Here is a 25,128-nt window from a genome sequence, read left to right on the forward strand (position 1 = left end):
ACGAGGCAATTAATGGATAATTTAAATCACAATAAGCATATTTCTGGTCAATTTAATGCTGAGTTAGAGCATATCCGCACTGAGCTTATGGTTATGGGGGGGCTTGTCGAAGAGCAATTGAAAAAAGCCATTATGGCAATGCATAACCAAGACCAAGCCTTGGCAAATGAAGTGATCCAAGGTGACCATAACGTTAATATGATGGAAGTCGCCATTGATGATGCGTGTATGCGAATTATTGCTAAGCGTCAGCCAACAGCGAGTGACCTACGTTTAATTATGGCAATATCAAAAACGATCGCTGAATTAGAACGTATTGGTGATGTTGCTGAAAAAATCTGTAAAACTGCGCTTGAAAAATTTTCACACCAGCATCAACCTCTGCTTGTGAGCTTAGAATCGTTAGGTCAACACGCCATACAAATGCTGCACGATGTTCTTGATGCTTTTGCCCGTATGGATGTCGATGAAGCAGTGCGTATCTATCGTGAAGATGAAAAAATTGATAATGAGTATGAAGGTATCGTCCGCCAGTTAATGACTTATATGATGGAAGATCCTCGCACCATTCCAAGTGTGCTAACCGCTTTATTTTGTGCTCGTTCTATTGAGCGTATTGGCGATCGTTGCCAGAACATTTGTGAATTTATTTTCTATTACGTGAAAGGTCATGATTTCCGCCATCTTGGTGGTGATCAAGTAGAAAGAATGCTGACAAAAAACGACGACAACAACGCCACTAAATAAATTTCTCTCTCTTTTTCTTCTCTTCAAAACAGCGACATAAATGTCGCTGTTTTTTTATTCTCTCATAAATTAATACCATTCTATCTCAACGCTTTTTTCAACTTATTCCTTAAAAGCATATCGATATCAACTTTTATTATTTTATGAACTTAGAACAACTTGATAGCGTGATATCCAACATAACGATGATAATTCTTTTTCTTTGGGGTGAATATGAAATTACGTGTTTTGGCAACCGCATTAATTGCAGGCTCTGTGCTTTTCTCTGGTATTGCAAAAGCAGATAAACTCGATGATATAAAAAAAGCAGGTGTAGTACGTATCGCGATTTTTGATAGCAATCCTCCTTTTGGCTTTATTGATCCTCAAACCAAAAAACTCGCAGGTTATGATGCTGATATTGCCAACGAGATCGCTAAAGATTTAGGTGTAAAACTGGAACTACGTCCAACTAATCCAGCAAACCGTATTCCACTGTTAAGCTCAAAAAAAGTCGATTTGATCGCGGCTAACTTCACCATCACGGATGAACGCGCTAAACAAGTCGATTTCTCTGTACCTTACTTTGCAACAGGGCAAAAATTTATTGCACGCAAAGGTGTTTTAACCAAACCTGAACAAATCCACTCACTACGTATTGGTGCTGATAAAGGTACCGTACAAGAAATCACTTTACGTGAACGCTATCCTGACACCAAAGTTATCTCTTATGACGATACACCACTCGCTTTCGCTGCATTACGCAATGGTAACGTACAAGCTATCACGCAAGATGATGCAAAACTCGTGGGTTTATTAGCAAATTTACCTGATGCTGTAAAAGCTGACTTTGAAATCTCACCGTTTAGCATTACGCGTGAATACCAAGCGGTAGCCGCCGCTAAAGGCGAAGATCGCTTAATCAACGAAATCAACAACACGCTATTAAGATTAGAAAAAGAAGGCAAAGCAGGCGAAATCTACAATCGTTGGTTTGGCCCTGAAACAAAATCAGCGCAACCTCGTGGCGATTTCAAATTTGCTCCATTATCAGAGCAAACACCACAATCTTGATCCTTAAAGCGTAATAACTTTCTTCTCTCATTAAAAACAAAGTTATTCCTTTATTAAAACACCTACCCCGCTTCTGCGGGGTTTGGTGTCTGCAATAGGTCTATTATATGTTTGAGCAATTTCTTTCACATTACCTTCTGGAGCCACACTATTTAAGCTGGCTTTGGAACGGTTTTCTAATCACCTTGCTTATCTCTTTTTGGACTATTGTCATTGCAACATTAATGAGCTTCGCCCTTAGTGCTGCAAGAGATAGCGCTTTTGCACCATTACGCTGGTTGGCCACTGCTTATACTTCACTGTTCCGTAATACACCACTGTTAGTGCAATTGTTCTTCTGGTATTTCGCATCGGGAGAAATTCTGCCGCAAAGTGCCATGATGTGGCTAAATACACCTCATGAAATTTCCTTTCTAGGATTAACGCTTGCTTGGCCTTCTTTTGAGTTTTTAGCTGGCATTGTAGGTCTGACATTTTACTCAACCCCATTTATTGCCGAAGAGCTAAGAGCTGGTATTCAAGGTGTTAAACAAGGGCAAAAATATGCTTCTTTAGCACTAGGGTTAACACAGTGGCAATCTATGCGTTATGTGATTTTACCTCAAGCCTTTCGTATTGCTCTGCCTCCTTTGCTGGGTCAATACATGAATGTGATAAAAAACTCATCACTGACTATGGCTATTGGTGTTGCGGAGCTTTCTTACGCATCAAGACAAGTTGAAACCGAATCATTACGTACCTTTGAAGCCTTTGGTGTCGCAACCATTCTTTATATTGCAGCAATAGCCTTGATGGAAGCGTGGGGACAATGGCATCAGCAACGTAAATTAGTACAAGGGTATTAAATATGGACTTTACTGTTATTGCTGATAACTGGCAGTATTTACTCTTTGGTGCTTATCCTGACGGGCCTTTAGAAGGCGCAGCGCTGACCGTCTTTATCAGTATCATTGCGGGTATTGCATCTATTATTTTGGGTACATTGGGTGGTATTGCACTGGCTATGCTCAGAGGTGTATGGGTTAACCTTTTTGCAGCTTTTTTAGGCTTTTTCCGTGCTATTCCTGTGATTATGTTGATATTTTGGGTCTATTTTCTATTGCCCATTGTATTGGGAATGGAAATTCCTGAAATCACGACCGTGATTTGTGCTCTCGCGTTGATTACATCGTCTTATATTGCGCATGGTGTCAAAGCGGGTATTTTGGCAATAGGGAAAGGGCAATGGCAGGCAGGATTATCTTTAGGTTTTAATCGTTGGCAAGTCCTATGGCATATCGTATTACCTCAAGCATTGCGAATGATGGTGCCTTCATTTATAAATCAGTGGATAGCCTTAATCAAAGATACTTCATTAGCCTATGTGGTGGGTGTGGGTGAACTTTCTTTCTTAGCGACACAGGTCAATAACCGCAGTATGGTTTATCCAATGGAAGTCTTTTTATTTGTGGCCTTCGTCTATTTTGTTCTCTGTTTCTCATTAGAAATTATTGCCAATAGAGTGGCTAAATTATTCTCGACACAAAAAGAGAAACGTCCTTTTTGGCAAATAATCTTTCCTGTTAAAAAACAGAAATTCATTGAGAAACGTTTAGGTTAATCACTCAAAAGCACTCATTTTCTAAGTAAAAGTTATGCTGTTAACGGCATAACTTTGGCGATATCACATAAGTATTTGATTTAGATGAGGGGCCTTCTTTACAAATAAAATATCCTTGCGAGACAAGTTCATATCTTACATATAAATTAAAAAAAATGCCGAATACAATACCCAAAAGAAATATCATTACAGTTGCTATAAAGAGTTTGTTATTAATTTTTATTAACTTATCTTTTATTGCAGATATCAATAACAAAGAAAAAAGATAACAAACAAAAGGCAGCGTAAAAGGTATGCTTGCGGTGACAACAGAAAATTTTATTTTTTCTGCTAAAAAGAAATAGTCCGCATAAACCATAATTGACGCATAGATAACAAAAACGATTGGAGGGAGAACAATTAATAAGATTAAATAAATTTTATCTTTAACTTCAGTATCCATAATTAATTACACATCATGAGTGATTTAACATAGAGATTAGATTCTGTAAAATCGTCTGTTTCACAAATAAAATAGCCTTTAGAAAGAAGATCTTTTTCAACATAATTGGAAAAGAAAAAGCTAAAGATATAGCCAAAAAGAAAGAGCATGAGAAAAAACATCATTAATTTTTTACTTTTTTCTATGGTTCTCTTTTTTGATGATGGAAAGACCAATAAATAAATAAGATAAAAAACAGCAGGTACAGTAAATAAGAAAATAGATGTTTTAAATGAAAACTGAAACTTTTCAACAAGAAGAAAATAATTGATATAGCTCTCTATTGAGAGATATAACTCTATAGAGAAAATAACAAATAAAATACCTGATACTAGATATATTATTCCCATTAAACGCCTACCCGACATTCCCTATCTCCTTTTCTATCCTTAAGGAATAAAATATACGGAAAAAACTTATAATCAATACTGTATAAAAATTTAATATTTTTAAGATAATACGACTATTATTAATAACAAGACATTTCCCTAGCTTATCTAAATTTCATCCCTTACAGACGCAATCGATTACTTTTTTAGGTGCAGTTCTGGTTTTATTTGTGTAGGATAAAGCGAAAAACATTTTTTTTGGGATCTTTTGTCTATGAGCATGTCATCACCAAATTCTGGTTCACAGGGTTTGCTCCAACGTGTGTTTAAGCTACAAGAACACGGTACAAACGCTCGCACTGAACTAATTGCGGGTATCACGACTTTCTTAACGATGGTTTATATTATCTTCGTTAACCCTCAAATCCTCGCTGCTGCGAATATGGATATCAAAGCCGTCTTCGTGACGACCTGCTTAATTGCAGCTTTCGGCAGTATTTTAATGGGACTCGTTGCAAATTTACCTATTGCGGTTGCCCCTGCAATGGGTCTAAACGCCTTCTTTGCCTTTGTCGTTGTTGGCGCAATGGGTTATTCATGGGAAGTCGCGATGGGTGCGATTTTCTGGGGTGCAGTAGGACTATTTTTACTGACTCTTTTTCGTATTCGTTATTGGATAATTGCCCATATCCCATTGAGTTTACGTGTTGGTATTACGAGCGGTATCGGACTGTTTATCGCCATGATGGGACTAAAAAACTCCGGTATTATTATTCCGAATAATGACACCATCGTCACTATTGGTAACTTTGCCTCTCATAACGTGTTATTAGGTGCCTTAGGCTTTTTTATTATCGCCATTCTTGCCGCGCGTAATATTCACGCCGCAATTCTTATCTCAATTGTTATCACCACTGTTATTGGTCTTCTCTTAGGGGATGTTCAATATCAAGGTATCTTTGCTATGCCGCCTTCTATCACCACTGTTGTTGGTAAAGTGGATATTGTCGGCGCGTTAGATATTGGTCTTTCTGGTGTTATTTTTGCCTTTATGTTGGTTAACTTATTTGACTCATCAGGCACATTAATTGGTGTAACAGATAAAGCTGGTTTAACCGATGACAAAGGCAAGTTTCCACGAATGAAACAAGCGTTATATGTCGATAGCTTAAGTTCTGTTGCAGGCTCTGCAATGGGTACATCTTCTGTCACTGCCTTTATCGAAAGCACTTCAGGGGTTTCTGTTGGTGGTCGTACAGGCTTAACCGCAGTTGTTGTTGGTATTCTTTTCCTACTCGCTATCTTCCTATCACCACTTGCAGGCATGGTGCCAAGTTACGCAACAGCTGGCGCATTAATTTATGTTGGTGTATTAATGACATCAAGTTTAACGCGCGTGAAATGGGATGACTTAACAGAATCAGTGCCCGCGTTTATCACTGCGGTAATGATGCCATTTAGCTTCTCAATCACCGAAGGTATCGCACTTGGTTTTATTGCCTATTGTGTAATGAAAGTGGGTACATTCCGCTGGAAAGAAATTAACCTGTGTGTTGTGATTGTTTCACTGCTGTTTATTTTAAAAATATTACTAATTGATACTCATGTTATTGATTTGAATAATTTATTCTAATATTCAATAAATTAAGATCATTATGATACAGACAAAACGGCACCAATAAAGTGCCGTTTTTTATAAGAAAAGAGGTGATTATGCACGTGCTTCTACAAGTAGATTTCCCGTATCATGGCCCTTTCGGTGATGAAATGACACAAGCCATGGATGTATTATCTGCATCAATCAACCAAGAGCCTGGCTTTATTTGGAAGATTTGGACTGAAAATAAAGAAACACAAAAAGCGGGAGGTATTTATCTTTTTGATTCAAAAGAAAACGCTCAAGCTTATTTAGATAAACACAGTGCTCGATTAAAATCTTTTGGTATTCCAGAAGTACGTGGTGATATTTTTTCAGTAAATCAGGCGTTAAGCTTAAAAAATCAAGCCTCTTTTTTGGCTAAGTAGCGACAAGCACAAGTGTTATATCTCACTTGTGCCTATCTATTTTCTGCAATTACTCTACTTTGGTGGGCAATAACAACCCAAAAATAGCAGAATCAGACACTTCATCCCCCACAATCCAACGCTGTTTAAGATACCCTTCTTGTTCAAAACCTAATTTCGCTAACAACGCAGCTGATGCTTTATTATCTGGGTGGATATCCGCTTCTAAACGGCGAACAGATAGATGTGTATAGAGATACTCAATAAACGCCACCATAGCTTCTTTCATCATGCCTTTTCCTTGATAAATTGTATCAAGGCAATACCCTATTTCGCCACGTCGTGAATTAGGATAATGGTTAAAGAAAACACACATTCCCATTAATGTATGTGTTGCCTTATCAATTACCGCTAAGCGCAGATACTCTTTTCTTTCCATATGAGTGATATCTTGAATAATATCTTCCTGTGCTTCTTGCCGTGATTGCCAAGGGAGATGGCTCCAGTAGCGCGTCACTTCAGGTGAACTCATGATCTTAAACCAATCTTCAGCATCCCCCATTTCAAAGGGACGCAATATCAATCTTTCTGTTTCGACCCGAATATCAGCGTAACGCATCTCTACTTTTCCTTATGTGTTTTTGGAGCCACAAAAGCAATACAAACTGGCTCAGTAATGGCATCTGGTTCAGCACGGAACATTATCTCTTGAGTATCGGCTATTTTTAAACTCGGCCAGTGCTTTAATCCTTCATCAAAATGTGCTTTTTCACAGTAATAACCAACTTCACTTACCAATACGACACCTTTTTCTTCTAATTGTTGAAGTGTAATATGCCGATTATAAATGTTAGGAGGTTGCACATTCTCTTCTAACACCCAAGGCTGTGAAGATAATGGTCTATCTTTACCATAAAAAGTTACCCATTCATGCATATATTCACCTCCCACATACGCAAGTGGCGTGTGATAATGTTGATGCCAAGCTTGTTCAACATCTTGCACAAAGGTTTTTACACCAATAAATTTTTGTCCTGCATTACGTACATTAGCGGCTTGAACGACTGTATAACCAGAAACAACCAACATACCAAAAACACCTAAACCATACAGTGCGCCACGTAATGAACGTTTAGGCATTACACTAATTGAGCCCACAAAAAGTGCAGTCGCAATCGACATAAAGGGTTGTAACCACTCGCTGATACGCCCCCCTTCATGAAAACTAAACCAGATAAAAATAATCGTTAATGGAAACAGAAAAATAAAATTGAGTAATTGGCTATCTTTAGAAGCAGACCAACTTACACGTCCACCATAAAAACGTAAAATTCCCCACATTAAAACCACAGGATAAAAAACGGTCAGCGCCGCGCGCGTTGTACGTAAATTAAAACGGTTTTCAATTTGTGAATCGACCCACTTAAACGCTGCAAAGTCGGTTTGCCATAACCAAATAAAATTCGGAATAACAAAAGCAAACCAAATAGCTAATGCTAAATAGAAATAAGGAGAACAATAGCTTGCTCGGACTTTAGGTACAAAAAGGCTTGATAAAAACACAGAACCAATAAAAGCTAATGATGAATACTTCCCCATTGTGGCAATTCCCATAGCGATAGCGAAACCAATCCAATACTTTTGATTATCATTAATCGCACAAAGGAAAAAATAGAACGCCCATGCCCAACAACCAACTAGAATATAGTTATCGTTATAAGGGATAATATCAAAGTTGATAACGCCAGATAAATTAAGCGCCAACATAGCAAACCAAGCTAGGTTAGTATTTTGTGTCAACTTGTAGGCTAAGTTCCAAACGCCTAGTAGCCCAACAGCAATGACAATAAAGTGGATAAAATACCAATAAAAGCTAAAATCGATACCGCCGTAAATAGCGGGTGTCATTATAAAACCCACAAACCAAGGATTTTTGGGGGAGCCCCACCCTCCGTTAGTGCCCCAATTGACAGCCTCAACGGCATCATAAGGCACAGTAGGGTCAAAGAGATAACTCACTAAGATCCAAAGAGTCGCATAACCAATAACCCACCAATATACTGGTTTACGTAATTGTGCAGATGATAATGTCATAATAAATAGAAATTTAAGTTAATTAATTTAATTTAGTCGTTAATTGACGTCACAACACAGTAAAGTATAGTGAAATGAACCGCACATTGTACGTGAGCAAAAATTAAATTGTCTTAAATTTGCGCTTTTATTGAAATTTTGTTTCTGATAGATTGCGCAACCAAGAAGATCACTATCGAGTTACCATTATGAATATGATTAAAAGAAAGCCCGCAGCTAAAGCACGTAAGAAATCGCGTGAAGAGCTGAACGCGGAAGGACGTGAACGTAAACGTCAAAAGAAACACCGTGGCAATCCTGCCGGTAACCGTCAGCAGGAAGCGGAAAATAAACAGCAAGCGAACAATACAGCGCCGAAAGATCCACGTATTGGTAGCAAAAAACCGATCCCTCTGATTGTGGGCGATGCACCAAAAGTTGCGAAGAAAAAACCTGCGCCAGTTAAAGTAGAGCCCGTTCGTTTAACGCCTGAGCAAGAGTTAGACCTATTAGAAAACGATGCACGCTTAGATGAATTACTGTCTCGTCTTGAAAACGGTGAAAAACTCAACGCAGAAGAGCAGGCTTATACTGAGAAAACCCTTGATCGCATTGATGAATTAATGGTTGAGCTAGGTATTGAGTTTGAAGATGATGACGATGAAGAAAAAACTGAAGACATCATGCAATTATTGAAAGGTAAATAATCAAAAGGCTAATCATTTTCCTTGATTACCTTACATCTAACGGATATCAATAACTTATTGATATCCGTTATTTTTTATAGCTCGCTCTCTCTTTTACTTTTCATTAATACTCATTATTAACAATAGATTAAATAACCCTCTCAAGCTCAGATAACTCCATCTATTCCTCTCTTGTTATCCCTGATATCCTATTTTTCTATCTTTAATATACGAGTGATAAAAAATATGGATAACAGACAGCAGTACTTAGATATCGCAGCCGGGCAAGGAGAAAAAGTGCCCTCTCGTATAGTGGCCTTCCCTGCACAGCCACTAAACTATGCGCTTATTGAACAACGCTTAGAAGAACAGACCGATTACACTGATGGTGAGATAAATTATCTAAGTGAAAATATTGACGATGGTTTTTTCTATCGCTGCCAACATGGTGATGACGAGTTACATTTTTTTGTCTGTCTTTACCCTCGTGATAAAGATTACGAAATACGTCCAATGTATTCGACTGATGAACTTACACCACAACTACTCGCGCATGCGAATTCGACAACTCAAGACTTATTATTAGAAACACTTTTTACTGAAACTTTGCATCCTTTAGCAAGCTATCGCCATCAACTGAATTTTCTTAATATCATCGCACCTGAAATGGTCTTAGCATTAGATGAATCAGCGGCAGGTAAAGCATTAACACCTGAGTGGATACGCTTTCAATTAGAAACGCCCGATCTCTATCCTGAAGTAGAAAGCTTATATGTTATTCATGCTGTCTATGACACAGAAAATGATCCACCAACTATGTTTTGGTTCCATACGCATGGATTAGCGCGTTGCGGCTTAACAGAAGTCGATTTAGTTATTCCAAGTATGCTTGAATCTTACTATGGTATTCCTGATCTCTTCCGCTGCTTTGTTAACAACAGTATTAATCATCGCCAAATTGAATTTGGTGAACCGATGCTGTGTGGTCAAACATCATCAGGTTTGGAGTATCTTGTCGCATTACCTTTTGAAGAAGGTATTCGTCATATTAATCAATCAACACCTCTTGGTAGCCTTAGACCTTTAGAAGAGATGCGTTATGACACTGAAGGCGCACCAAATGGCGTTTTCTTGGGTGATTTGGCTGATCGTGATGAATATCATCAACACCCTTCTTCTATGCTATTTAGAACCAATGAAGAAAATCCTGTTTTAGAAACCTTCTTTAAAGGTTATGAAGAGCAACAAGCGATGATGCTACTGCGTAGCAATGAAGAAACCTATGAGATGTCTGAAAAAGCCAAGCGACGCTGGGAATACTTCGTTTCTATGTTTGATAACTACAATCAACCGCCTGTTGAGAAAAAAAGTGGTTTTCTCTCCAAATTATTAGGAAAAGACAAACCCGAAGAGACTGAAAACCCGTGGCAGTTTATGATCAAGTTCGGCATTCCTTATGGTGAAGAGGAAGAGCTAGAGCATATGTGGTTTGTGCCACAGTCTCGTGATGGAGACACCGTTTATGCAAAATTACTCAACGTGCCATTTTATGTTGAGGATATGCAAGAAGGTGAAATCTATCCTATCAACACCGCATTAATAACTGATTGGGTCGTTTCATACGAAGACGATAGTTATACCCCGAACAATATTTACCAACTTTTTAGCCACCAGCAAACTCACTAATTAGCGGGTATTTACAATAACAACGCGAGCTTTTCATTTAAAAAACGATGAAGAGCTCGCCATGCTAATCGCCTTAAAATCTGCTGTCATATTGTGACCCGTTAATATCATTAATTAATTGTTATTTTATTGCTACATTGACATTTCAACTCTTCACATTCTGTTTTTTGTCTAGTAACAGATAAGGTAAACAGTCTATTTTCATCTCAATATCTTTTCTCTGGTTGATTTAAATCAAGTGCAGATATGCATAGACTAGGCTAAATTATACCCAATAAGGATAATTATAATTCTCATTAGCATTAAAAATATTTATTATAATTAACCTTAATATTATTATGTTAATTCTCATACACATTAATAATTATCAGTATCATTATTCTTTGTATCAATATTCGTGGAAGGACAATCATGTCTCTGATCCCAAATCACAGTTATAAAATCTTGAGCTACTCACCTCAGATTAGCCCTGCATACAGACAGAAATTATTATCTTTAGGTATGTTACCTGGCGCTGTGTTTAACGTTATTCGTATCGCACCACTGGGTGATCCTATTCAAATAGAAACGCACCGAGTATCCCTAATTTTGAGAAAAAAAGATCTCGCACTCATTAATCTTAGCGAAGTGGTTCATAACGAAAAATAATCGTTATTTCTCATTCAACCAGGCAAGACAACTATTGGCATCACTATTATGACTCCTCTCACTATAGGCCTTATCGGTAATCCCAATGCTGGTAAAACAACACTCTTTAATCAGTTAACAGGCTCTCGCCAGCGTGTGGGTAACTGGGCGGGTGTAACGGTCGAACGCAAAGTTGGTCGTTTCACAACTGCAAATCATAAAATTGAGCTCGTCGATTTACCCGGCACTTACTCTTTAACGACAATCTCAGAACAGACATCGCTTGATGAGCAAATTGCCTGCCATTTCATTTTAAGTAATGAAGCAGACATGCTGATTAACGTGGTTGATGCATCAAATCTTGAGCGTAACCTCTATTTGACATTGCAACTACTTGAGCTTGGTATTCCGTGCATCGTGGCATTAAATATGCTCGACATTGCAGAACACCAAGATATGCAAATTGATATCAAGGCACTTTCAGAGCAACTGGGTTGCCCTGTTATTCCAATGGTTTCAACCAAAGCATCGGGAATTGATAAGCTCAAAGAAGCCATTGATACCTTCCCTGCTGAAAAGAAAAAACCACAAGAATTACTGACGTCTTATCCGATATGGTTACTTAATGAAGTCGAGGCACTTGCTGAAAAAATTAATCACGATGAGTTTAATTTACAGCAACGTCGTTGGATGGCATTACAGTGTTTAGAAGGGGATATCTATACCCATCAACGCGCCCAAATCACGACAGAAGATATCAAAACGATCCGTCAACGCATTCAGGACGAGCATAACAATGAACCTGAATTAGTCATTGCAGATGCCCGTTATCAAAATATTGAGCGTATCTGTCATACCGTGATTAATATGGAAGCCATTAAGCCGAATATTCTGACGCAAAATATCGATAAAGTGATATTAAACCGTTGGTTAGGTGTTCCTATCTTCCTGTTTGTTATGTATTTAATGTTCGTTCTAGCAATTAACATTGGTGGTGCTTTACAGCCTGCTTTTGAAGGTGGCTCTGAAGCTATCTTTATCCATGGTATTCAATGGATTGGTGCAACCTTTAACTTCCCTGAATGGCTGACCATTTTCCTTGCTCAAGGTATCGGTGGTGGTATCAATACCGTTCTGCCATTAGTGCCACAAATCGGGATGATGTACCTGTTCTTATCTATTCTTGAAGATTCAGGTTATATGGCGCGAGCTGCTTTTGTGATGGATAGATTGATGCAGGCTCTGGGTTTACCTGGTAAATCATTTGTACCACTTATTGTCGGTTTTGGCTGTAACGTACCTTCCATTATGGGTGCGCGTACACTAGATGCACCAAGAGAACGTCTGATCACCGTATTGATGGCACCGTTTATGTCTTGTGGTGCGCGTTTAGCTATTTTTGCTGTGTTTGCTGCTGCTTTCTTTGGTAAAAATGGCGCAAGTGTTGTTTTCTCACTTTATCTTCTGGGTATTGTGGTTGCTATCCTCACAGGCTTACTGCTAAAACACACCATTATGCGTGGTGAAGCCTCACCTTTCGTGATGGAGCTGCCGGTTTATCACGTTCCTCACCTAAAAACGTTACTGATGCAAACATGGCAACGTCTAAAAGGCTTCGTGGTACGTGCAGGTAAAGTCATTATTATTGCCAGTATGTTTATTGGTGCGCTAAACAGCTTTACCTTCTCAGGTAAACCTGCGGATAACATCAATGATTCAGCGCTAGCTTCTGTCAGTAAAGTGATCACACCATTACTGCAACCTATTGGTGTTCACAACGATAACTGGCAAGCAACGGTTGGTTTAGTCACTGGTGCAATGGCAAAAGAAGTGGTAGTAGGAACATTAAATACCCTCTATACCGCAGAAAGTATTGTTAATGAGCCTTTTGATCCTGAAGAATTCGACCTGTGGGGCGAAATTGGTGACGCCTTTGGTGAAACATGGGATAGCTTAAAAGAAACCTTCACGCTAGCTGCGCTTTCTAACCCAATTGAAGCCAGTAAAGGTGATGGCGAAATGGATACAGGCACCATGGGCACCATGGGCGCTAAATTTGGTTCAGGCATTGCGGCATACAGCTACTTAATCTTTGTTTTACTGTATGTACCTTGCGTTTCAGTCATGGGTGCTATTGCCCGTGAAACAAGCCGTGGTTGGATGACTTTCTCTATTCTTTGGGGATTAAATATTGCTTACTCATTGGCAGCCCTGTTCTATCAAGTGGCAACCTTCAGTGAACATCCACAAAGCAGTGGCATAACGATTGCTGCTGTGGTTATCTTCAACTTAATTTTATTTATCTTGTTGCGTAATGCGCGTAGTCGCCTAACAATTAACTTAAGCAATAAACCTTCATTGTCTAAACAATGTTGTTCAAAAGGTAGTTGTCACTAAGTGACAAAGGAAAAGTAAGATGGCAAGTCTGATAGAAGTACGTGATTGTATCGCCCTTAATGGTCGAGCCGATGCCCGTCTTATCAGCCATCAACTCAATATGCCTGAACCTTTGGTGCAAGCAATGTTAGAGCGGCTCACATTGATGGGTAAGCTTGAAGAGGTGGGTGTAGAAGATTGTCTTACGGGCAGTTGTAAAAGTTGTCCTGAAGCCACCGCATGTCAGACAAAGCTTTATCAATTACGCTAACTATTTGTTAAATATCGCTTAAACACAAAATCCCTTACCTTGGTAAGGGATTTTTTTATCTTATCGTTAATGATGACATTTTTTAAGCTCGAAAATATTCGTATTGAAGTCAGAGGTAAATTAGATACCGATGGTTTTATGGGGAAAAATAAACAAGCCAAAATAGGTTTTAGTAAAATTTCCACTCACTTCTTTATTCAGGCAGACAATAGCGAAGAAGAAATTGCTGAATTTATCGCCTTTATTGAGCGAACTTGTCCTGTCTTTGACACAATCAAAAATCCACCGATTTGTGAAACTTTATACAGTATTGAAAATGTAATGGCGTAAGAAAAATACGACTGCCCCCTATTTGGGGCAGTTATTGATAAATTGATTACTTAAGAGAACAAGCATTAATTAACGCTTGCGTAAATTCATCAGGGTGCGAAATAAACGGAGCATGTGCAGCATTACGGAAAATAACAGAAGGTGATTGAGGATAAATAGCATCTAATAATCCAGCCACTTTTCGAGGCACTAACCCATCTAAATAACCATAAAAACGAATAAAAGGACAACGCAAAGCTTTCAACTCTTCTCGTAAATCTTCAGTTCTCAAAATTTCTAATCCGCCATTAAGCACTTCAACAGAAGGCAATGGTTGTTCTAATACCACGGATTTTAACGCTTTCATATCCTCACGCGCACTCTGGGTGCCTAATGTTTGTAGTGCTAAAAAGCGTTCAACGGTGCGATGAAAATTTTCATTTAATTGCTGCTCAAACCCTTTTAGCACCTCAGGTTTGATACCTGGCCAATCATCATGAGCGCCAAAACAAGGCGAAGATGCCACCGTAACCAAGGCTTGTACATGATTGGGATTATCTAAAACCACACGGCTCGCCACTAATCCACCTAAAGACCAACCTAACCAAATTGCATTTTCAGGGGCTTTGGCAAAAACAATCTCTGCCATCTCTTTTAATGTAAGAGCAGGAAAACCTTGGCTACGACCATATCCAGGGAGATCAACGAGATGCAGTGTAAAATGCGAGCTTAATCGCGGTATTAATGATTGCCAAACCTGTGCATTCAATCCCCATCCGTGTAATAGCACAAGATGCGTTTTTCCTTCACCTATTGTCTGCCAATACAATTTATTCATTGTTATGCTCTCTTTTCTTTTACAAGGATGTTCATTATGTGGATAACAATAGCAGGATATTGTTGGTTATGTCGTCAACCCTTACATTATGATACTAAAGGTATTTGCTCGAGTTGTATTCGTTATTTACCTAAACAGCATAATCGTTGCCCAGGCTGTTTATATCCCTCATCCCACTCTATAATGCTATGTGGACGCTGCTTACAATCGCCTCCACCATGGAAACAGATGTTGACAATCACTGACTATAAACCACCATTAAATAAATTATTACACCTTTATAAATACCAACCTCGCCCTCAAATAGCGTTATGTCTTGCACGACTTTTTCTATTGCGATGGCTTTCACATCGGCGAGAAAATTTGGTGCAGAAACCCGATAGAATTATTAGCGTTCCTTCACATCGTCATCGCCGTTGGTCTAGGGGCTTTGAGCAAGTAGAAGCTATCGCTAAGCCTTTGGCAAGGTGGCTAAATTGTGCTTATCAACCGGATACCCTGATAAGAACTCGTGCTACACTGGTGCAAACGCATCTTAATGCCAAGCAAAGGCAACAAAATTTAAAGAATGCATTTGTATTAAATAACACAGTGTCGGTATCAGGGAAAAATCTGGCACTAATTGATGATGTTATCACTACAGGTGCGACATTAAAGAGCATTATACCCTTGTTATTTCGTGCGGGAGCACGCTCTATTGAGGTATGGGCGATTTGTCGCACCTTGTAGTTAACCGCCAATTGGGCGTATGATAACCAACCAGAACAGTCAACTATTGAGCAAGACGATATGATTATTATTACTGATGCCGCACAGGCGCATTTTGCCAAACTACTGGCTAACCAAGAACCCAACACCCAAATTCGTGTATTCGTTATCAATCCAGGCACACCTAATGCTGAATGTGGCGTTTCATATTGCCCACCTGATGCCGTAGAGCCAAACGACACTGAAATTAAATTCGAAAAACTTTCTGCGTATGTTGATAACATCAGCGCACCTTTCTTAGAAGATGCGGAAATTGACTTTGTCACTGACCAACTGGGCTCACAATTAACCCTAAAAGCACCTAACGCAAAAATGCGTAAAGTCGATGCTGATGCACCGTTAATTGAACGCGTAGAATACGTACTACAATCACAAATTAACCCACAATTAGCGGGTCATGGTGGTCGTGTTAGTCTGATGGAAATCACTGAAGACGGCTATGCTATCTTACAATTCGGTGGTGGTTGTAACGGTTGTTCAATGATTGATGTCACCTTAAAAGATGGTATCGAAAAAGAACTGTTAAACCTGTTCCCAGAAGAGCTAAAAGGTGTGAAAGATTTAACTGAACACCAACGTGGTGAACACTCCTACTACTGATCCCTCAGTATCAAATCCCCTATGATAATCACCTGCACTGATATCATCGGGGATTTGTGTGTTAAAAAATAATCATTTACAAAGAGTAACGTCATCTTTACCGATTTGACGCTATGATAAATGTATCGTTCTCTCGCTCAGAACAAATAAATTAACAATATAATAAATAAGACAATTATGGATAAGTTTCAATTTCTCAGCATTGAACAAGCTTATCAATTCTGGGTATCTCAATCGGCAATTTTAGTCGATGTGAGAGATCCTCAGAGTTATCGCTTTGGTCATGCTACCGGCGCATTTCATCTCACTAATGATACGCTAAACCAATTTTTACAAGATGCTGACTTTGATGTGCCTGTTATGGTGATGTGTTATCACGGTCATAGCAGCCAAGGTGCGGCTCAATATCTGGTCAATATGGGCTTTGAAACCGTTTATAGTATTAATGGTGGTTTTGAAGCATGGCTAAGAGAGTTTCCACAAGCGATAACTTCTCTGCAATAACTACAGATGAGTTTTATTAATGATCCACATTATTACGCTTTCTAACCCTCAATCGGCTGATTTATTTGTCAATTATATGGCAACGAAAGGTGTGCGAATTCACGCAAAAAATGAAAATCAGCAAATCTCACTTTGGTTAGAAGACCAACATCAGTTGGATATGGTTGAAAAAGAACTAAACACTTTTCTACGTGAGCCTTTTCACCCACGCTATCAAGCTGCAAGTTGGCAAGCTGGTGATCCGCAAAAAACAGGCATAAAATATCGTCCTGCATTTTCGATAAAAAATATGGTGCAACGATCAGGCCCTTTAACGGTACTGGTAATTATTTTATGTATCCTCGTTTTTATCTGGCAACAAGTGGTGGGTGACTATAATGTTATGCTCCACCTCGCATGGCCTTATGAAGAGAGTCTAGACTTTGAAGTCTGGCGCTATATCACGCCAGCTTTTGTTCATTTTTCATTGATGCATATCGCCTTTAATCTCGCCATGTGGTGGTATCTCGCCAGCCAAACAGAACAGCAACTCGGCACCAGTAAATTATTTGTGATTATGCTCGTTTCTGCGCTATTTAGTAATTGGGCACAATCACTGTTTACAGACTCCAACTTCGGTGGACTTTCTGGTGTTGTGTACGCATTAATCGGCTATGTAGGCTTAACGGGCATACGTAATCCAGAAAAAGGTATTGGTGCGCCAACAGGCTTAATCGTCTTTTCGATTTTGTGGATTGTGGCGGGTTATATGGGCGTTTTAGGTGACTCTATCGGAAATGCCGCACATTTTGCAGGCTTCCTTATCGGCTTATTGATGGCTTTGTGGGATAATCGACATCAATTATCTCGTGGATCATAATAAAATTAACATGATATTTTTAACATTAGGGGACACCTGTGAAGCAAACGCAACGACATGATGCCATCATTGAACTGGTACGCCTACAGGGCTATGTCAGCACTGAAGAATTGGTGGAGCATTTTGAAGTCAGCCCACAGACAATCCGACGTGATTTAAATGAATTAGCGGAAAAGAACAAAATCCAACGTCATCACGGTGGTGCAGCATTACCTTCAAGCTCCGTGAATACGGCTTATCATGATCGTAAAATTATGTGGTCTGATGAAAAATCACGTATCGCACAACGAGTAGCAAGCTTAATTCCAGATGGTGCAACACTGTTTATTGATATCGGCACAACACCTGAAGCTGTCGCACATGCATTAATTAACCACAAAAACCTACGTATCGTGACCAACAACCTCAATGTGGCAACGTTACTGATGGGCAAAGAAGACTTTCGCTTAATTCTTGCGGGTGGTGAAGTGCGTACACGAGATGGTGGTATTGTCGGTGAAGCTACGCTTGATTTTATCTCTCAATTCCGTCTTGATTACGGTATTTTGGGGATAAGCGGTATTGATATGGATGGTTCTCTACTTGAGTTTGATTACCATGAAGTTCGCACTAAACGCGCAATTATCGAAAACTCACGCTGTGTAATGTTGGTGACTGACCATTCTAAGTTTGGTCGTAATGCGATGGTTAATTTAGGTAATATGAATCTGATCGATTACTTATTTACCGATCAAGAACCACCAGCAGGGATCCAAAAAATTGTTGAGCAGCACAACGTTCAACTCGAATTATGTTAATTTAGCAATTCTCCTAAAAAGTACCTCTCGAGGTACTTTTTTTTCGTCTATTCTCAATAAAAACCTGATTAACTTATTCTATTTTCTCTCTTTTTTGTTAACACATTAACAATGTTGTTTATTTCTAATAAACACACAGTTTATGTGGATATGATAATAAATTGTTATCCATATCACGCGGTTATGTTTTTTATCAGTTATATAGTTGGCATTTTCATCAAACTTCATTACAATTATGAGCGAAAACGAACATTAAAGAATTGTTTCGCGCATTCGTAGGAGGATGTTATGAAAACTCAAGACTTGATTGTCATCGGCGGCGGAATAAACGGCGCTGGAATTGCGGCGGATGCAGCTGGCCGAGGCCTTTCAGTACTTATGCTGGAAGCTCAAGACTTAGCAAGTGCGACATCTTCCGCAAGCTCTAAACTTATTCATGGTGGTTTACGTTATCTCGAACACTACGAGTTTCGCTTAGTGAGCGAAGCTCTGGCAGAGCGTGAAGTATTATTACGCTTAGCGCCACATATCGCATTTCCAATGCGCTTTCGTCTGCCACACCAACCCCATTTACGTCCAGCTTGGATGATCCGCATTGGTTTATTCCTTTATGATCATTTAGGAAAACGCGTGAGCTTACCAAGCAGTAAAGGCATTAAATTCGGCGCAAACTCTGTTTTAAAACCTGAATTAACACGCGGTTTTGAATATTCAGACTGTTGGGTTGATGATGCACGTTTAGTGGTACTCAACGCACAAGAAATCGTTCGTCGTGGCGGTGAAGTACGCACACGAACTAAAGTCACTCGTGCTTGGCGTGAAAATAATTTATGGATGGTAGAAGCACAGGATTTACGCACTGGTGAAACATCGCTCTATCAAGCAAAAGCACTTGTCAACGCAGCTGGCCCTTGGGTTAAAACACTGTTTGATGAAGGCTTAAAACTGAAATCACCTTATGGTATCCGTTTAATTAAAGGTAGCCATATTGTTATTCCTCGTGCTCATAACGAACCACAAGCGTACATCTTACAAAATGAAGATAATCGTATTGTCTTTGTTATTCCTTGGATGGATGAGTTCTCCATCATCGGTACTACGGATGTTGAATATAAAGGCGATCCTAAAGATGTGGCGATTGATGACAATGAAGTTCAGTACTTACTGAAAGTCTACAATGATCACTTCAAAAAACAACTGACCAAAGAAGACGTTGTTTGGGATTACTCTGGTGTGCGTCCATTATGTGATGATGAATCTGATTCACCACAAGCAATCACGCGTGACTATACCTTAGATGTTCACGATGATAATGGCCAAACTCCTCTGCTATCGGTATTTGGTGGTAAATTAACCACTTATCGTAAATTGGGTGAACACGCCGTAGATAAACTCATTGCTTACTTCCCTAACATGGGTAAAGCATGGACTAAAAATGGTCAATTACCGGGTGGTAATTTAGAAGGCTGTGATCGTGATGGTTATTCACGTTTAATTCGCCAACGTCACCCTTGGTTACCAGAAGCGCTGGCATTACGTTTTGCACGTACTTATGGTAGCAACACTGAATTACTGCTCGAAGGCATTACTGATTTAGCGGGTATGGGCGAAAACTTCGGTCATAACCTGTATGAAGCAGAATTACGTTATTTAGTGAAACATGAGTGGGTTATCGAAGTTGATGATGCAATTTGGCGTCGTACTAAACTCGGCATGTGGCTAAATGACGAACAAAAACAACGTATTGCCCAATGGTTAGTAGCAAATACTCAAAATTCATAAGAGTAGTCATACTATTCTCTGACTCTGTTCGATGTTTTTATTAGCAATTTTTGTGGCGCCTAATACCGCGCCACTTTTTTTTTTGCTTTTTTTATATCAAAATCATCAAAATACCCTAAATTAACCGCTATTTAAGCTGTTTTTCTAGAAAGGCTTTTAACACGGTAGCATTGTTTTGTTGCTCATCTTTTCCTGAATAAAGTAATACCAAAGGCTTCTCTTTTGCTATCGCAACAAGCGATTGCCAATGTTCTGGTGCCGCCATTAATTCTTGGAGATAACGTTGTGTGAATTCAGCAAAATCACCACCGCCTCCATGAAACCATTTTCGCAATTCGGTCGAAGGTGCGACGCCTTTATTCCACTCGTCATAATGAAAATCGGTCTTTTTCACACCTCTCGGCCACAGCCTATCGACTAATACGCGATAACCTTCATGCATTCCGTCTTTATCACCATAAACACGTTTACAAGTGATCATTTCGCCTCCCATCAATCAGTTATTTCGCTTTATTGTAGAAGAAAAATCACCCAACTTATCAGGTGATATACTCACTTTTCTCACAAATACGTCTTACAACATGAATTTTTCTCTTATTGTGACTGAATTATCCTCATCAAAAATAGGGTGAATAGTTGTTGACTAAATAACCTAATTAAGAGAATCTACATCTAGACGTCTAAATGGTTAGATGGGCAAATAAGTAGTGATACTTAATAAAAATAACAACACAGTGACACGATTGATGAGGTACAGGTATGAGCTTTTATCACGCAAGCCAACATGAAGCGCTAAACCAAAATCTTGCTGAACTTGATGGCCAGATCCAAGTTTCCTTTGAATTTTTTCCACCTCAAACTGAGGAGATGGAAAACACCCTTTGGCAATCTCTTGCGCGCTTAAATACCTTAAAACCGAGCTTTGTCTCTGTCACTTATGGCGCAAATTCAGGTGAACGTGATAGAACACACTCCATTATTAAAGGCATTAAAGAACGTACAGGACTAGAAGCGGCTCCTCATTTGACCTGTATTGATGCCAGCCGTGAAGAGTTACAGCATATCGCACAAGATTATTGGCAAAGTGGTATTCGCCACATTGTGGCATTACGGGGCGATTTACCTGATAACACTCAAAAACCTGATATGTACGCCACCGATTTAGTGCATTTACTTAAAGGGGTGGGCGATTTTGATATTTCTGTGGCGGCTTATCCTGAAGTGCATCCTGAAGCAAAAAGTGCGCAAGCAGATTTAATCAATTTAAAAAGAAAAGTCGATGCCGGAGCCAACCGTGCGATCACCCAATTTTTCTTTGATGTCGAAAGCTATTTACGTTTTCGTGACCGCTGCGTTTCAACAGGTATTGATGTTGAAATTGTGCCAGGAATTTTACCTGTCACTAATTTTAAACAGCTAAAACGCTTTGCTGGTTTAACCAATGTGAAAATTCCAGGTTGGATGCATAAAATGTTTGATGGGTTAGATAACGATCCTGAAACCCGTAGTCTAGTAGGTGCTTCTATTGCCATTGATATGGTGAAGATTTTAAGCCGTGAAGGGGTAAAAGATTTTCACTTTTATACACTTAATCGTTCAGAATTAACATATGCTATTTGCCATACGCTGGGTGTTCGCCCTGAACTTATCAAAGCATGATCCTATGACACAATTACCCCGCCAATTAAGCGGGGTGACATTTTGATGAATTACTCACCAAAGTGATAAGGTTTTTCTACAGGTAATAGGCTGTATGCGGTGTCTAAATCACCATTAGCAATACAAGTATCTATTTTACGTACCTTATCGGTAATATCTGTAATATTCACTATCCACTCTTTGCAGTATTTTTCAACGGCTTGATTACGCAGACCAATTTGAATGGTGCGATAGTTGAGTCGATTAAGATAAATATCACGTTCAGGATCCCACTGAATGCGGATATTACTGGTTTCTGATGCCTCTTTCCACGCGTCTGCACTGGTGTAACGGTCTGGATCAAAATGACTCACAACACCTTGTGTCAGCATCTCTTGAAAACCTTCATGCGTAATATCAACCGCAAGAATAGACGCTTGATTAGCATCTTTGCGTCCCCAGCCAGAACGGTACATCATCCAAAGAAAGGAAGGTTTTACCCACGTCATGCGGGTCATACTAAAAGGGGGCGAAACAAAAGTTCCGTTTGCGACTGCGCTCTGAGCAATAGTATTAGAATAGGCTTGGTAAACACGAACAAAATCATCCGTATAATATGCCCTTACTTCGCACTCAGGACATCGGTCAACATCATCGTTCATCTTTCTTTAATATCCTTTTATATTAATAAAATGGAACTATACGCTTAAATTATGAGCCTCTGATCACAGATAATCAAGAGCCCCTATTTTTGTTAAGACTCGATAAATAGAGTAACGCGCGTTCACAAAGATAAAAAAAAGAATAACAATAAAACAAACAGACTAATGTCGCGATTGTGGTTTAATAATAACAAACCTAGTCTTGCAAAATATATCTCACACTCCGTCCACCAGCACCGCTATCCGCTAAAAAGCCGTGTTCAACCAGAAATGCTAAATGCCTTGTCGCACTGGCTCGGCTGACTTTTGCTACACTTTTATATTGGCTATTATTAATTCCATCAACAAAATCCCCACCAAGCATTCTATTAATCACTTTTGATTGCTCTGATGATAACAACGCTTGATCGTGGGTTTGCCAATATTTTGTTGCCCTTACTGTATTATCAATTTCATGGGTTGCATCCAAAATCGATAATTGAAGCATTTGTAAAAACCATTGAAGCCATAATGTAATATCGCCATCACCTTTTTGCATATTTTCGATGACGTCATAATATTCTTGGCGATGCTCATTAATCGTTTTTGACATTGCATATAGCCTTACTGTTTTATTCTCAGCTTGAGCCAATGCTAAATCCATAATTAATCTGCCTATCCGACCATTTCCATCTTCAAATGGATGAATAGTTAAAAACCAAAGATGTGCAATAGCCGCTCGAATAATTAAATCAGGTTCATAATGCGTTCTCGTTTCATTAAACCAGTCTAAAAATAAAGCCATTTCCGTTTCTATTGATTTTGGTGGTGGTGCTTCAAAATGAACAATGGGCTTATCAATTCTTTTACCCGAAACAACCTGCACAATACCTGTTCGATATTGCCCTGAAGTAATCGGATTTAAAATAGAGTGTCCCTGAGGAAATAAGAGGTTATGCCACTGAAATAACCGCTCATGCGTTAATGGCTCATCTAAATTATTAATCGCATCTAATGCCGCTTGAACAAAACCTTCTGATTTTTCATCAGTAGGATATGTTTTTTCCTCTACAATACCTAATCGAGTTGCTAATGAAGAGCGAACAGAAAAAGCATTTAACGTTTCACCTTCAATATCACTCGAATAAATAATATTCGCCAAAATAGAATCTAATGCTGAAGTGCTATTTTCAGGCAACATTTGGCTTTGCCCATAAAGCATCCCTTGAATAAAACGGGTATCAATAAGCAAAGGTATGATTGTATTGCTTTTAAATCTGAAATGAGTCCAGTTTGAATGTTGCCAAATCCACATAAATCACCCCATGAGTCAAATACAAACTCTATTTTACTCACAAAGTGAGGCGAATAGAAAGCTTAATCTACTCACAAAGTGAGGCGAATAAGTTTGCTAATTGACTCATTAGGCTGGAATGAGACGTTCAATAAGCTGTGTTTTGATAAGTGCAGGCGCTTTCACAACAGTGCCTGAAATTTTTGCCGTCATGATTTCAAAGGCTTTTTCGACCAATAACGCTTCGTCCTGCTTCATGGACCACACATTATTCGGTAAAAAGCTGAGCATCACATGATCATCGAATGTACCAATATGAAGATGAGCAGGGATACTCCCTTCACGTTGACGGATAACACTCAATAAACCTTCAAGAATAGGCAACGATGAAGCAATAAAATGAGAAGGTATTTGCTGATGTTGTTCCAAATACTGTTTCATCATCCGCTCACCATCTTTGGTCGTATTATGTTCAGCATAAGAGACAGTGACGCGGTTATCATCACCATAATGCCCTTTTATGGCTTGCACATAACCGCGCAAACGAGCGGCAATAGTTGGTAATAATGCATCACCCGCAAAAAAGTGGATTGGCGCATCTTGCTTTATCATCGCTCTTGTCAGCTGAGCACCACTGTCACAGTTATCTGAAGCGACACAAATAGCTTCACTAACAGAGAAATCTCTATCTAAAAAAACCAATGGTTTTTGACGATGCTTAACATGATGTAGCTGATTTTTGCGGCTAGACGAAACAATAAAAATGCCATCAACATTGCGCTCGTCCATTGATTTAACGAGCTTATTTTCATTTTTGATATCACCATAAGTACAGCTAATCGTTAGCTGACAACCAATTTGGTGACAATGCATCTCTAATTTTTCGGCTAAAGCGGCAAAGAATGGGTTAGAAAGACGAGGAATAACCAATCCGTAGGTATCTGTTTTATTAAGCTTTAAGCTTCTAGCCGCATGATTGACGGTATAACCAAACACCTCAACATAGTCTGCTATCTTCTTTTGCGTTTTTGCACTGATCCGGTATTGATCACCTTTGCCATTTAATACCAATCTGACTGTGGTAATAGACAAATTCAGGTCATTTGCAATCTGTTCAACTGTTTTTGCCATTAATATTCCATCATTGATATAGCCCTCATCTTAA

At 39.1% G+C, this 25,128-nt stretch carries 28 protein-coding genes; 19 read left to right on the forward strand and 9 right to left on the reverse strand.

The features are described from left to right. Positions 1 to 12: 12 nt before the first annotated feature. The 4 genes from phoU to ACWPWK_RS09105 all read left to right on the forward strand — a co-directional run bounded on the left by phoU (position 13) and on the right by ACWPWK_RS09105 (position 3,400). Positions 13 to 747 (forward strand): phosphate signaling complex protein PhoU, encoded by a 735-nt coding sequence (phoU, locus tag ACWPWK_RS09090; RefSeq protein WP_109373689.1) that lies wholly within the window; start codon positions 13 to 15, stop codon positions 745 to 747. Positions 748 to 960: 213 nt separating this feature from the next. Continuing rightward, the gene (locus ACWPWK_RS09095) at positions 961 to 1,800 is read left to right on the forward strand and encodes an ABC transporter substrate-binding protein (protein ID WP_109373690.1); all 840 of its coding nucleotides are present in this window, start codon (positions 961 to 963) and stop codon (positions 1,798 to 1,800) included. Between the two features lie 107 nt (positions 1,801 to 1,907). After that, the gene (locus ACWPWK_RS09100) at positions 1,908 to 2,645 is read left to right on the forward strand and encodes an amino acid ABC transporter permease (RefSeq protein ID WP_109373691.1); all 738 of its coding nucleotides are present in this window, start codon (positions 1,908 to 1,910) and stop codon (positions 2,643 to 2,645) included. A gap of 2 nt (positions 2,646 to 2,647) precedes the next feature. Further along, positions 2,648 to 3,400 carry an amino acid ABC transporter permease gene (locus tag ACWPWK_RS09105; RefSeq protein WP_109373692.1) on the forward strand — a complete coding sequence of 251 codons (753 nt, stop codon included), beginning with the start codon at positions 2,648 to 2,650 and terminating at the stop codon, positions 3,398 to 3,400. 40 nt (positions 3,401 to 3,440) lie between these two features. Here the strand turns inward: ACWPWK_RS09105 and ACWPWK_RS09110 are convergent, their stop codons facing one another. Continuing rightward, the gene (locus ACWPWK_RS09110) at positions 3,441 to 3,842 is read right to left on the reverse strand and encodes a DUF1240 domain-containing protein (protein ID WP_109373693.1); all 402 of its coding nucleotides are present in this window, start codon (positions 3,840 to 3,842) and stop codon (positions 3,441 to 3,443) included. Between the two features lie 2 nt (positions 3,843 to 3,844). Continuing rightward, positions 3,845 to 4,249, reverse strand: coding sequence for a DUF1240 domain-containing protein (locus ACWPWK_RS09115; RefSeq protein WP_109373694.1), 405 nt, complete (start codon positions 4,247 to 4,249; stop codon positions 3,845 to 3,847). A gap of 235 nt (positions 4,250 to 4,484) precedes the next feature. Between ACWPWK_RS09115 and ACWPWK_RS09120 the strand changes: the two genes are divergently transcribed. Then, positions 4,485 to 5,843, forward strand: a complete 1,359-nt coding sequence (locus tag ACWPWK_RS09120) for an NCS2 family permease (RefSeq protein ID WP_099076019.1) — start codon at positions 4,485 to 4,487, stop codon at positions 5,841 to 5,843. Positions 5,844 to 5,923: 80 nt separating this feature from the next. Beyond that, the gene (locus ACWPWK_RS09125) at positions 5,924 to 6,235 is read left to right on the forward strand and encodes a monooxygenase (protein ID WP_109373695.1); all 312 of its coding nucleotides are present in this window, start codon (positions 5,924 to 5,926) and stop codon (positions 6,233 to 6,235) included. A 49-nt stretch (positions 6,236 to 6,284) separates the two neighbouring features. On the opposite strand, the gene ACWPWK_RS09130 is transcribed toward ACWPWK_RS09125, so the two are convergent. Both ACWPWK_RS09130 and ACWPWK_RS09135 read right to left on the reverse strand, forming a co-directional pair. Next, positions 6,285 to 6,833, reverse strand: coding sequence for a GNAT family N-acetyltransferase (locus tag ACWPWK_RS09130; RefSeq protein WP_109373696.1), 549 nt, complete (start codon positions 6,831 to 6,833; stop codon positions 6,285 to 6,287). Between the two features lie 2 nt (positions 6,834 to 6,835). Continuing rightward, entirely contained in the window at positions 6,836 to 8,308 is a 1,473-nt protein-coding gene (locus ACWPWK_RS09135; RefSeq protein ID WP_109373697.1) for a glycosyltransferase family 39 protein, read from the reverse strand. A gap of 188 nt (positions 8,309 to 8,496) precedes the next feature. Here ACWPWK_RS09135 and yihI point away from each other — a divergent pair, with 188 nt between their 5' ends. From yihI to ACWPWK_RS09165, 6 genes are all read left to right on the forward strand, one after another. Then, positions 8,497 to 8,994, forward strand: coding sequence for a Der GTPase-activating protein YihI (yihI, locus tag ACWPWK_RS09140; RefSeq protein ID WP_109373698.1), 498 nt, complete (start codon positions 8,497 to 8,499; stop codon positions 8,992 to 8,994). A 225-nt stretch (positions 8,995 to 9,219) separates the two neighbouring features. After that, positions 9,220 to 10,659, forward strand: a complete 1,440-nt coding sequence (locus ACWPWK_RS09145) for a DUF4026 domain-containing protein (protein WP_109373699.1) — start codon at positions 9,220 to 9,222, stop codon at positions 10,657 to 10,659. A gap of 411 nt (positions 10,660 to 11,070) precedes the next feature. Continuing rightward, positions 11,071 to 11,307, forward strand: coding sequence for a ferrous iron transporter A (feoA, locus tag ACWPWK_RS09150; RefSeq protein WP_036914344.1), 237 nt, complete (start codon positions 11,071 to 11,073; stop codon positions 11,305 to 11,307). A 48-nt stretch (positions 11,308 to 11,355) separates the two neighbouring features. Further along, on the forward strand, positions 11,356 to 13,683 hold the full coding sequence (gene feoB / locus ACWPWK_RS09155) for a Fe(2+) transporter permease subunit FeoB (protein ID WP_109373700.1): 2,328 nt from the start codon (positions 11,356 to 11,358) through the stop codon (positions 13,681 to 13,683). A 19-nt stretch (positions 13,684 to 13,702) separates the two neighbouring features. Next, positions 13,703 to 13,933 carry a FeoC-like transcriptional regulator gene (locus ACWPWK_RS09160; protein WP_109373701.1) on the forward strand — a complete coding sequence of 77 codons (231 nt, stop codon included), beginning with the start codon at positions 13,703 to 13,705 and terminating at the stop codon, positions 13,931 to 13,933. Positions 13,934 to 14,002: 69 nt separating this feature from the next. Continuing rightward, positions 14,003 to 14,263 carry an OsmC family protein gene (locus ACWPWK_RS09165; RefSeq protein ID WP_244313535.1) on the forward strand — a complete coding sequence of 87 codons (261 nt, stop codon included), beginning with the start codon at positions 14,003 to 14,005 and terminating at the stop codon, positions 14,261 to 14,263. Between the two features lie 46 nt (positions 14,264 to 14,309). Here ACWPWK_RS09165 and bioH read toward each other — a convergent pair whose 3' ends face one another. Beyond that, positions 14,310 to 15,080, reverse strand: a complete 771-nt coding sequence (bioH, locus tag ACWPWK_RS09170; RefSeq protein ID WP_109373702.1) for a pimeloyl-ACP methyl ester esterase BioH — start codon at positions 15,078 to 15,080, stop codon at positions 14,310 to 14,312. A 36-nt stretch (positions 15,081 to 15,116) separates the two neighbouring features. Here bioH and gntX point away from each other — a divergent pair, with 36 nt between their 5' ends. The 6 genes from gntX to glpD all read left to right on the forward strand — a co-directional run bounded on the left by gntX (position 15,117) and on the right by glpD (position 20,390). Next, positions 15,117 to 15,809: a DNA utilization protein GntX gene (gene gntX / locus ACWPWK_RS09175; RefSeq protein WP_109373703.1), complete on the forward strand. Its 693-nt coding sequence runs from the start codon at positions 15,117 to 15,119 to the stop codon at positions 15,807 to 15,809. Between the two features lie 60 nt (positions 15,810 to 15,869). Then, entirely contained in the window at positions 15,870 to 16,448 is a 579-nt protein-coding gene (gene nfuA / locus ACWPWK_RS09180) for a Fe-S biogenesis protein NfuA (protein ID WP_109373704.1), read from the forward strand. 177 nt (positions 16,449 to 16,625) lie between these two features. Further along, on the forward strand, positions 16,626 to 16,952 hold the full coding sequence (gene glpE, locus ACWPWK_RS09185) for a thiosulfate sulfurtransferase GlpE (protein ID WP_109373705.1): 327 nt from the start codon (positions 16,626 to 16,628) through the stop codon (positions 16,950 to 16,952). A gap of 19 nt (positions 16,953 to 16,971) precedes the next feature. After that, the gene (gene glpG, locus ACWPWK_RS09190) at positions 16,972 to 17,811 is read left to right on the forward strand and encodes a rhomboid family intramembrane serine protease GlpG (RefSeq protein WP_109373706.1); all 840 of its coding nucleotides are present in this window, start codon (positions 16,972 to 16,974) and stop codon (positions 17,809 to 17,811) included. Between the two features lie 38 nt (positions 17,812 to 17,849). Then, a complete protein-coding gene (locus ACWPWK_RS09195; protein ID WP_006534541.1) occupies positions 17,850 to 18,608 on the forward strand; it encodes a DeoR/GlpR family transcriptional regulator in 759 nt (252 codons plus the stop codon). A gap of 288 nt (positions 18,609 to 18,896) precedes the next feature. Beyond that, a complete protein-coding gene (gene glpD, locus ACWPWK_RS09200; RefSeq protein ID WP_109373707.1) occupies positions 18,897 to 20,390 on the forward strand; it encodes a glycerol-3-phosphate dehydrogenase in 1,494 nt (497 codons plus the stop codon). A 127-nt stretch (positions 20,391 to 20,517) separates the two neighbouring features. Here the strand turns inward: glpD and ACWPWK_RS09205 are convergent, their stop codons facing one another. Continuing rightward, positions 20,518 to 20,871, reverse strand: coding sequence for a DUF488 domain-containing protein (locus ACWPWK_RS09205; protein WP_109373708.1), 354 nt, complete (start codon positions 20,869 to 20,871; stop codon positions 20,518 to 20,520). Between the two features lie 278 nt (positions 20,872 to 21,149). On the opposite strand from ACWPWK_RS09205, the gene metF reads away from it, so the two are divergent. Further along, complete coding sequence (metF, locus tag ACWPWK_RS09210) at positions 21,150 to 22,049, forward strand: methylenetetrahydrofolate reductase (protein WP_109373709.1); 900 nt, start codon at positions 21,150 to 21,152, stop codon at positions 22,047 to 22,049. Positions 22,050 to 22,099: 50 nt separating this feature from the next. Here the strand turns inward: metF and ACWPWK_RS09215 are convergent, their stop codons facing one another. The 3 genes from ACWPWK_RS09215 to ACWPWK_RS09225 all read right to left on the reverse strand — a co-directional run bounded on the left by ACWPWK_RS09215 (position 22,100) and on the right by ACWPWK_RS09225 (position 25,094). Beyond that, positions 22,100 to 22,690 (reverse strand): DUF4291 domain-containing protein, encoded by a 591-nt coding sequence (locus ACWPWK_RS09215; RefSeq protein ID WP_109373710.1) that lies wholly within the window; start codon positions 22,688 to 22,690, stop codon positions 22,100 to 22,102. 196 nt (positions 22,691 to 22,886) lie between these two features. After that, positions 22,887 to 23,984 carry a Fic family protein gene (locus ACWPWK_RS09220; protein WP_109373711.1) on the reverse strand — a complete coding sequence of 366 codons (1,098 nt, stop codon included), beginning with the start codon at positions 23,982 to 23,984 and terminating at the stop codon, positions 22,887 to 22,889. Between the two features lie 108 nt (positions 23,985 to 24,092). Beyond that, complete coding sequence (locus ACWPWK_RS09225) at positions 24,093 to 25,094, reverse strand: LacI family DNA-binding transcriptional regulator (protein WP_109373712.1); 1,002 nt, start codon at positions 25,092 to 25,094, stop codon at positions 24,093 to 24,095. Between the last annotated feature and the right edge of the window lie 34 nt (positions 25,095 to 25,128).

It is taken from the genome of Proteus sp. Marseille-Q3619, from assembly GCF_965283115.1.

Bases quoted from the DNA above. Each gene is read 5' to 3' on its own strand.
- phoU (WP_109373689.1), top strand. From the start codon at position 13: ATGGATAATTTAAATCACAATAAGCATATTTCTGGTCAATTTAATGCT.
- ACWPWK_RS09095 (WP_109373690.1), top strand. From the start codon at position 961: ATGAAATTACGTGTTTTGGCAACCGCATTAATTGCAGGCTCTGTGCTT.
- ACWPWK_RS09100 (WP_109373691.1), top strand. From the start codon at position 1,908: ATGTTTGAGCAATTTCTTTCACATTACCTTCTGGAGCCACACTATTTA.
- ACWPWK_RS09105 (WP_109373692.1), top strand. From the start codon at position 2,648: ATGGACTTTACTGTTATTGCTGATAACTGGCAGTATTTACTCTTTGGT.
- ACWPWK_RS09110 (WP_109373693.1), bottom strand. From the start codon at position 3,842: ATGGATACTGAAGTTAAAGATAAAATTTATTTAATCTTATTAATTGTT.
- ACWPWK_RS09115 (WP_109373694.1), bottom strand. From the start codon at position 4,249: ATGTCGGGTAGGCGTTTAATGGGAATAATATATCTAGTATCAGGTATT.
- ACWPWK_RS09120 (WP_099076019.1), top strand. From the start codon at position 4,485: ATGAGCATGTCATCACCAAATTCTGGTTCACAGGGTTTGCTCCAACGT.
- ACWPWK_RS09125 (WP_109373695.1), top strand. From the start codon at position 5,924: ATGCACGTGCTTCTACAAGTAGATTTCCCGTATCATGGCCCTTTCGGT.
- ACWPWK_RS09130 (WP_109373696.1), bottom strand. From the start codon at position 6,833: ATGCGTTACGCTGATATTCGGGTCGAAACAGAAAGATTGATATTGCGT.
- ACWPWK_RS09135 (WP_109373697.1), bottom strand. From the start codon at position 8,308: ATGACATTATCATCTGCACAATTACGTAAACCAGTATATTGGTGGGTT.
- yihI (WP_109373698.1), top strand. From the start codon at position 8,497: ATGAATATGATTAAAAGAAAGCCCGCAGCTAAAGCACGTAAGAAATCG.
- ACWPWK_RS09145 (WP_109373699.1), top strand. From the start codon at position 9,220: ATGGATAACAGACAGCAGTACTTAGATATCGCAGCCGGGCAAGGAGAA.
- feoA (WP_036914344.1), top strand. From the start codon at position 11,071: ATGTCTCTGATCCCAAATCACAGTTATAAAATCTTGAGCTACTCACCT.
- feoB (WP_109373700.1), top strand. From the start codon at position 11,356: ATGACTCCTCTCACTATAGGCCTTATCGGTAATCCCAATGCTGGTAAA.
- ACWPWK_RS09160 (WP_109373701.1), top strand. From the start codon at position 13,703: ATGGCAAGTCTGATAGAAGTACGTGATTGTATCGCCCTTAATGGTCGA.
- ACWPWK_RS09165 (WP_244313535.1), top strand. From the start codon at position 14,003: ATGATGACATTTTTTAAGCTCGAAAATATTCGTATTGAAGTCAGAGGT.
- bioH (WP_109373702.1), bottom strand. From the start codon at position 15,080: ATGAATAAATTGTATTGGCAGACAATAGGTGAAGGAAAAACGCATCTT.
- gntX (WP_109373703.1), top strand. From the start codon at position 15,117: ATGTGGATAACAATAGCAGGATATTGTTGGTTATGTCGTCAACCCTTA.
- nfuA (WP_109373704.1), top strand. From the start codon at position 15,870: ATGATTATTATTACTGATGCCGCACAGGCGCATTTTGCCAAACTACTG.
- glpE (WP_109373705.1), top strand. From the start codon at position 16,626: ATGGATAAGTTTCAATTTCTCAGCATTGAACAAGCTTATCAATTCTGG.
- glpG (WP_109373706.1), top strand. From the start codon at position 16,972: ATGATCCACATTATTACGCTTTCTAACCCTCAATCGGCTGATTTATTT.
- glpD (WP_109373707.1), top strand. From the start codon at position 18,897: ATGAAAACTCAAGACTTGATTGTCATCGGCGGCGGAATAAACGGCGCT.
- ACWPWK_RS09205 (WP_109373708.1), bottom strand. From the start codon at position 20,871: ATGATCACTTGTAAACGTGTTTATGGTGATAAAGACGGAATGCATGAA.
- metF (WP_109373709.1), top strand. From the start codon at position 21,150: ATGAGCTTTTATCACGCAAGCCAACATGAAGCGCTAAACCAAAATCTT.
- ACWPWK_RS09215 (WP_109373710.1), bottom strand. From the start codon at position 22,690: ATGAACGATGATGTTGACCGATGTCCTGAGTGCGAAGTAAGGGCATAT.
- ACWPWK_RS09220 (WP_109373711.1), bottom strand. From the start codon at position 23,984: ATGTGGATTTGGCAACATTCAAACTGGACTCATTTCAGATTTAAAAGC.
- ACWPWK_RS09225 (WP_109373712.1), bottom strand. From the start codon at position 25,094: ATGGCAAAAACAGTTGAACAGATTGCAAATGACCTGAATTTGTCTATT.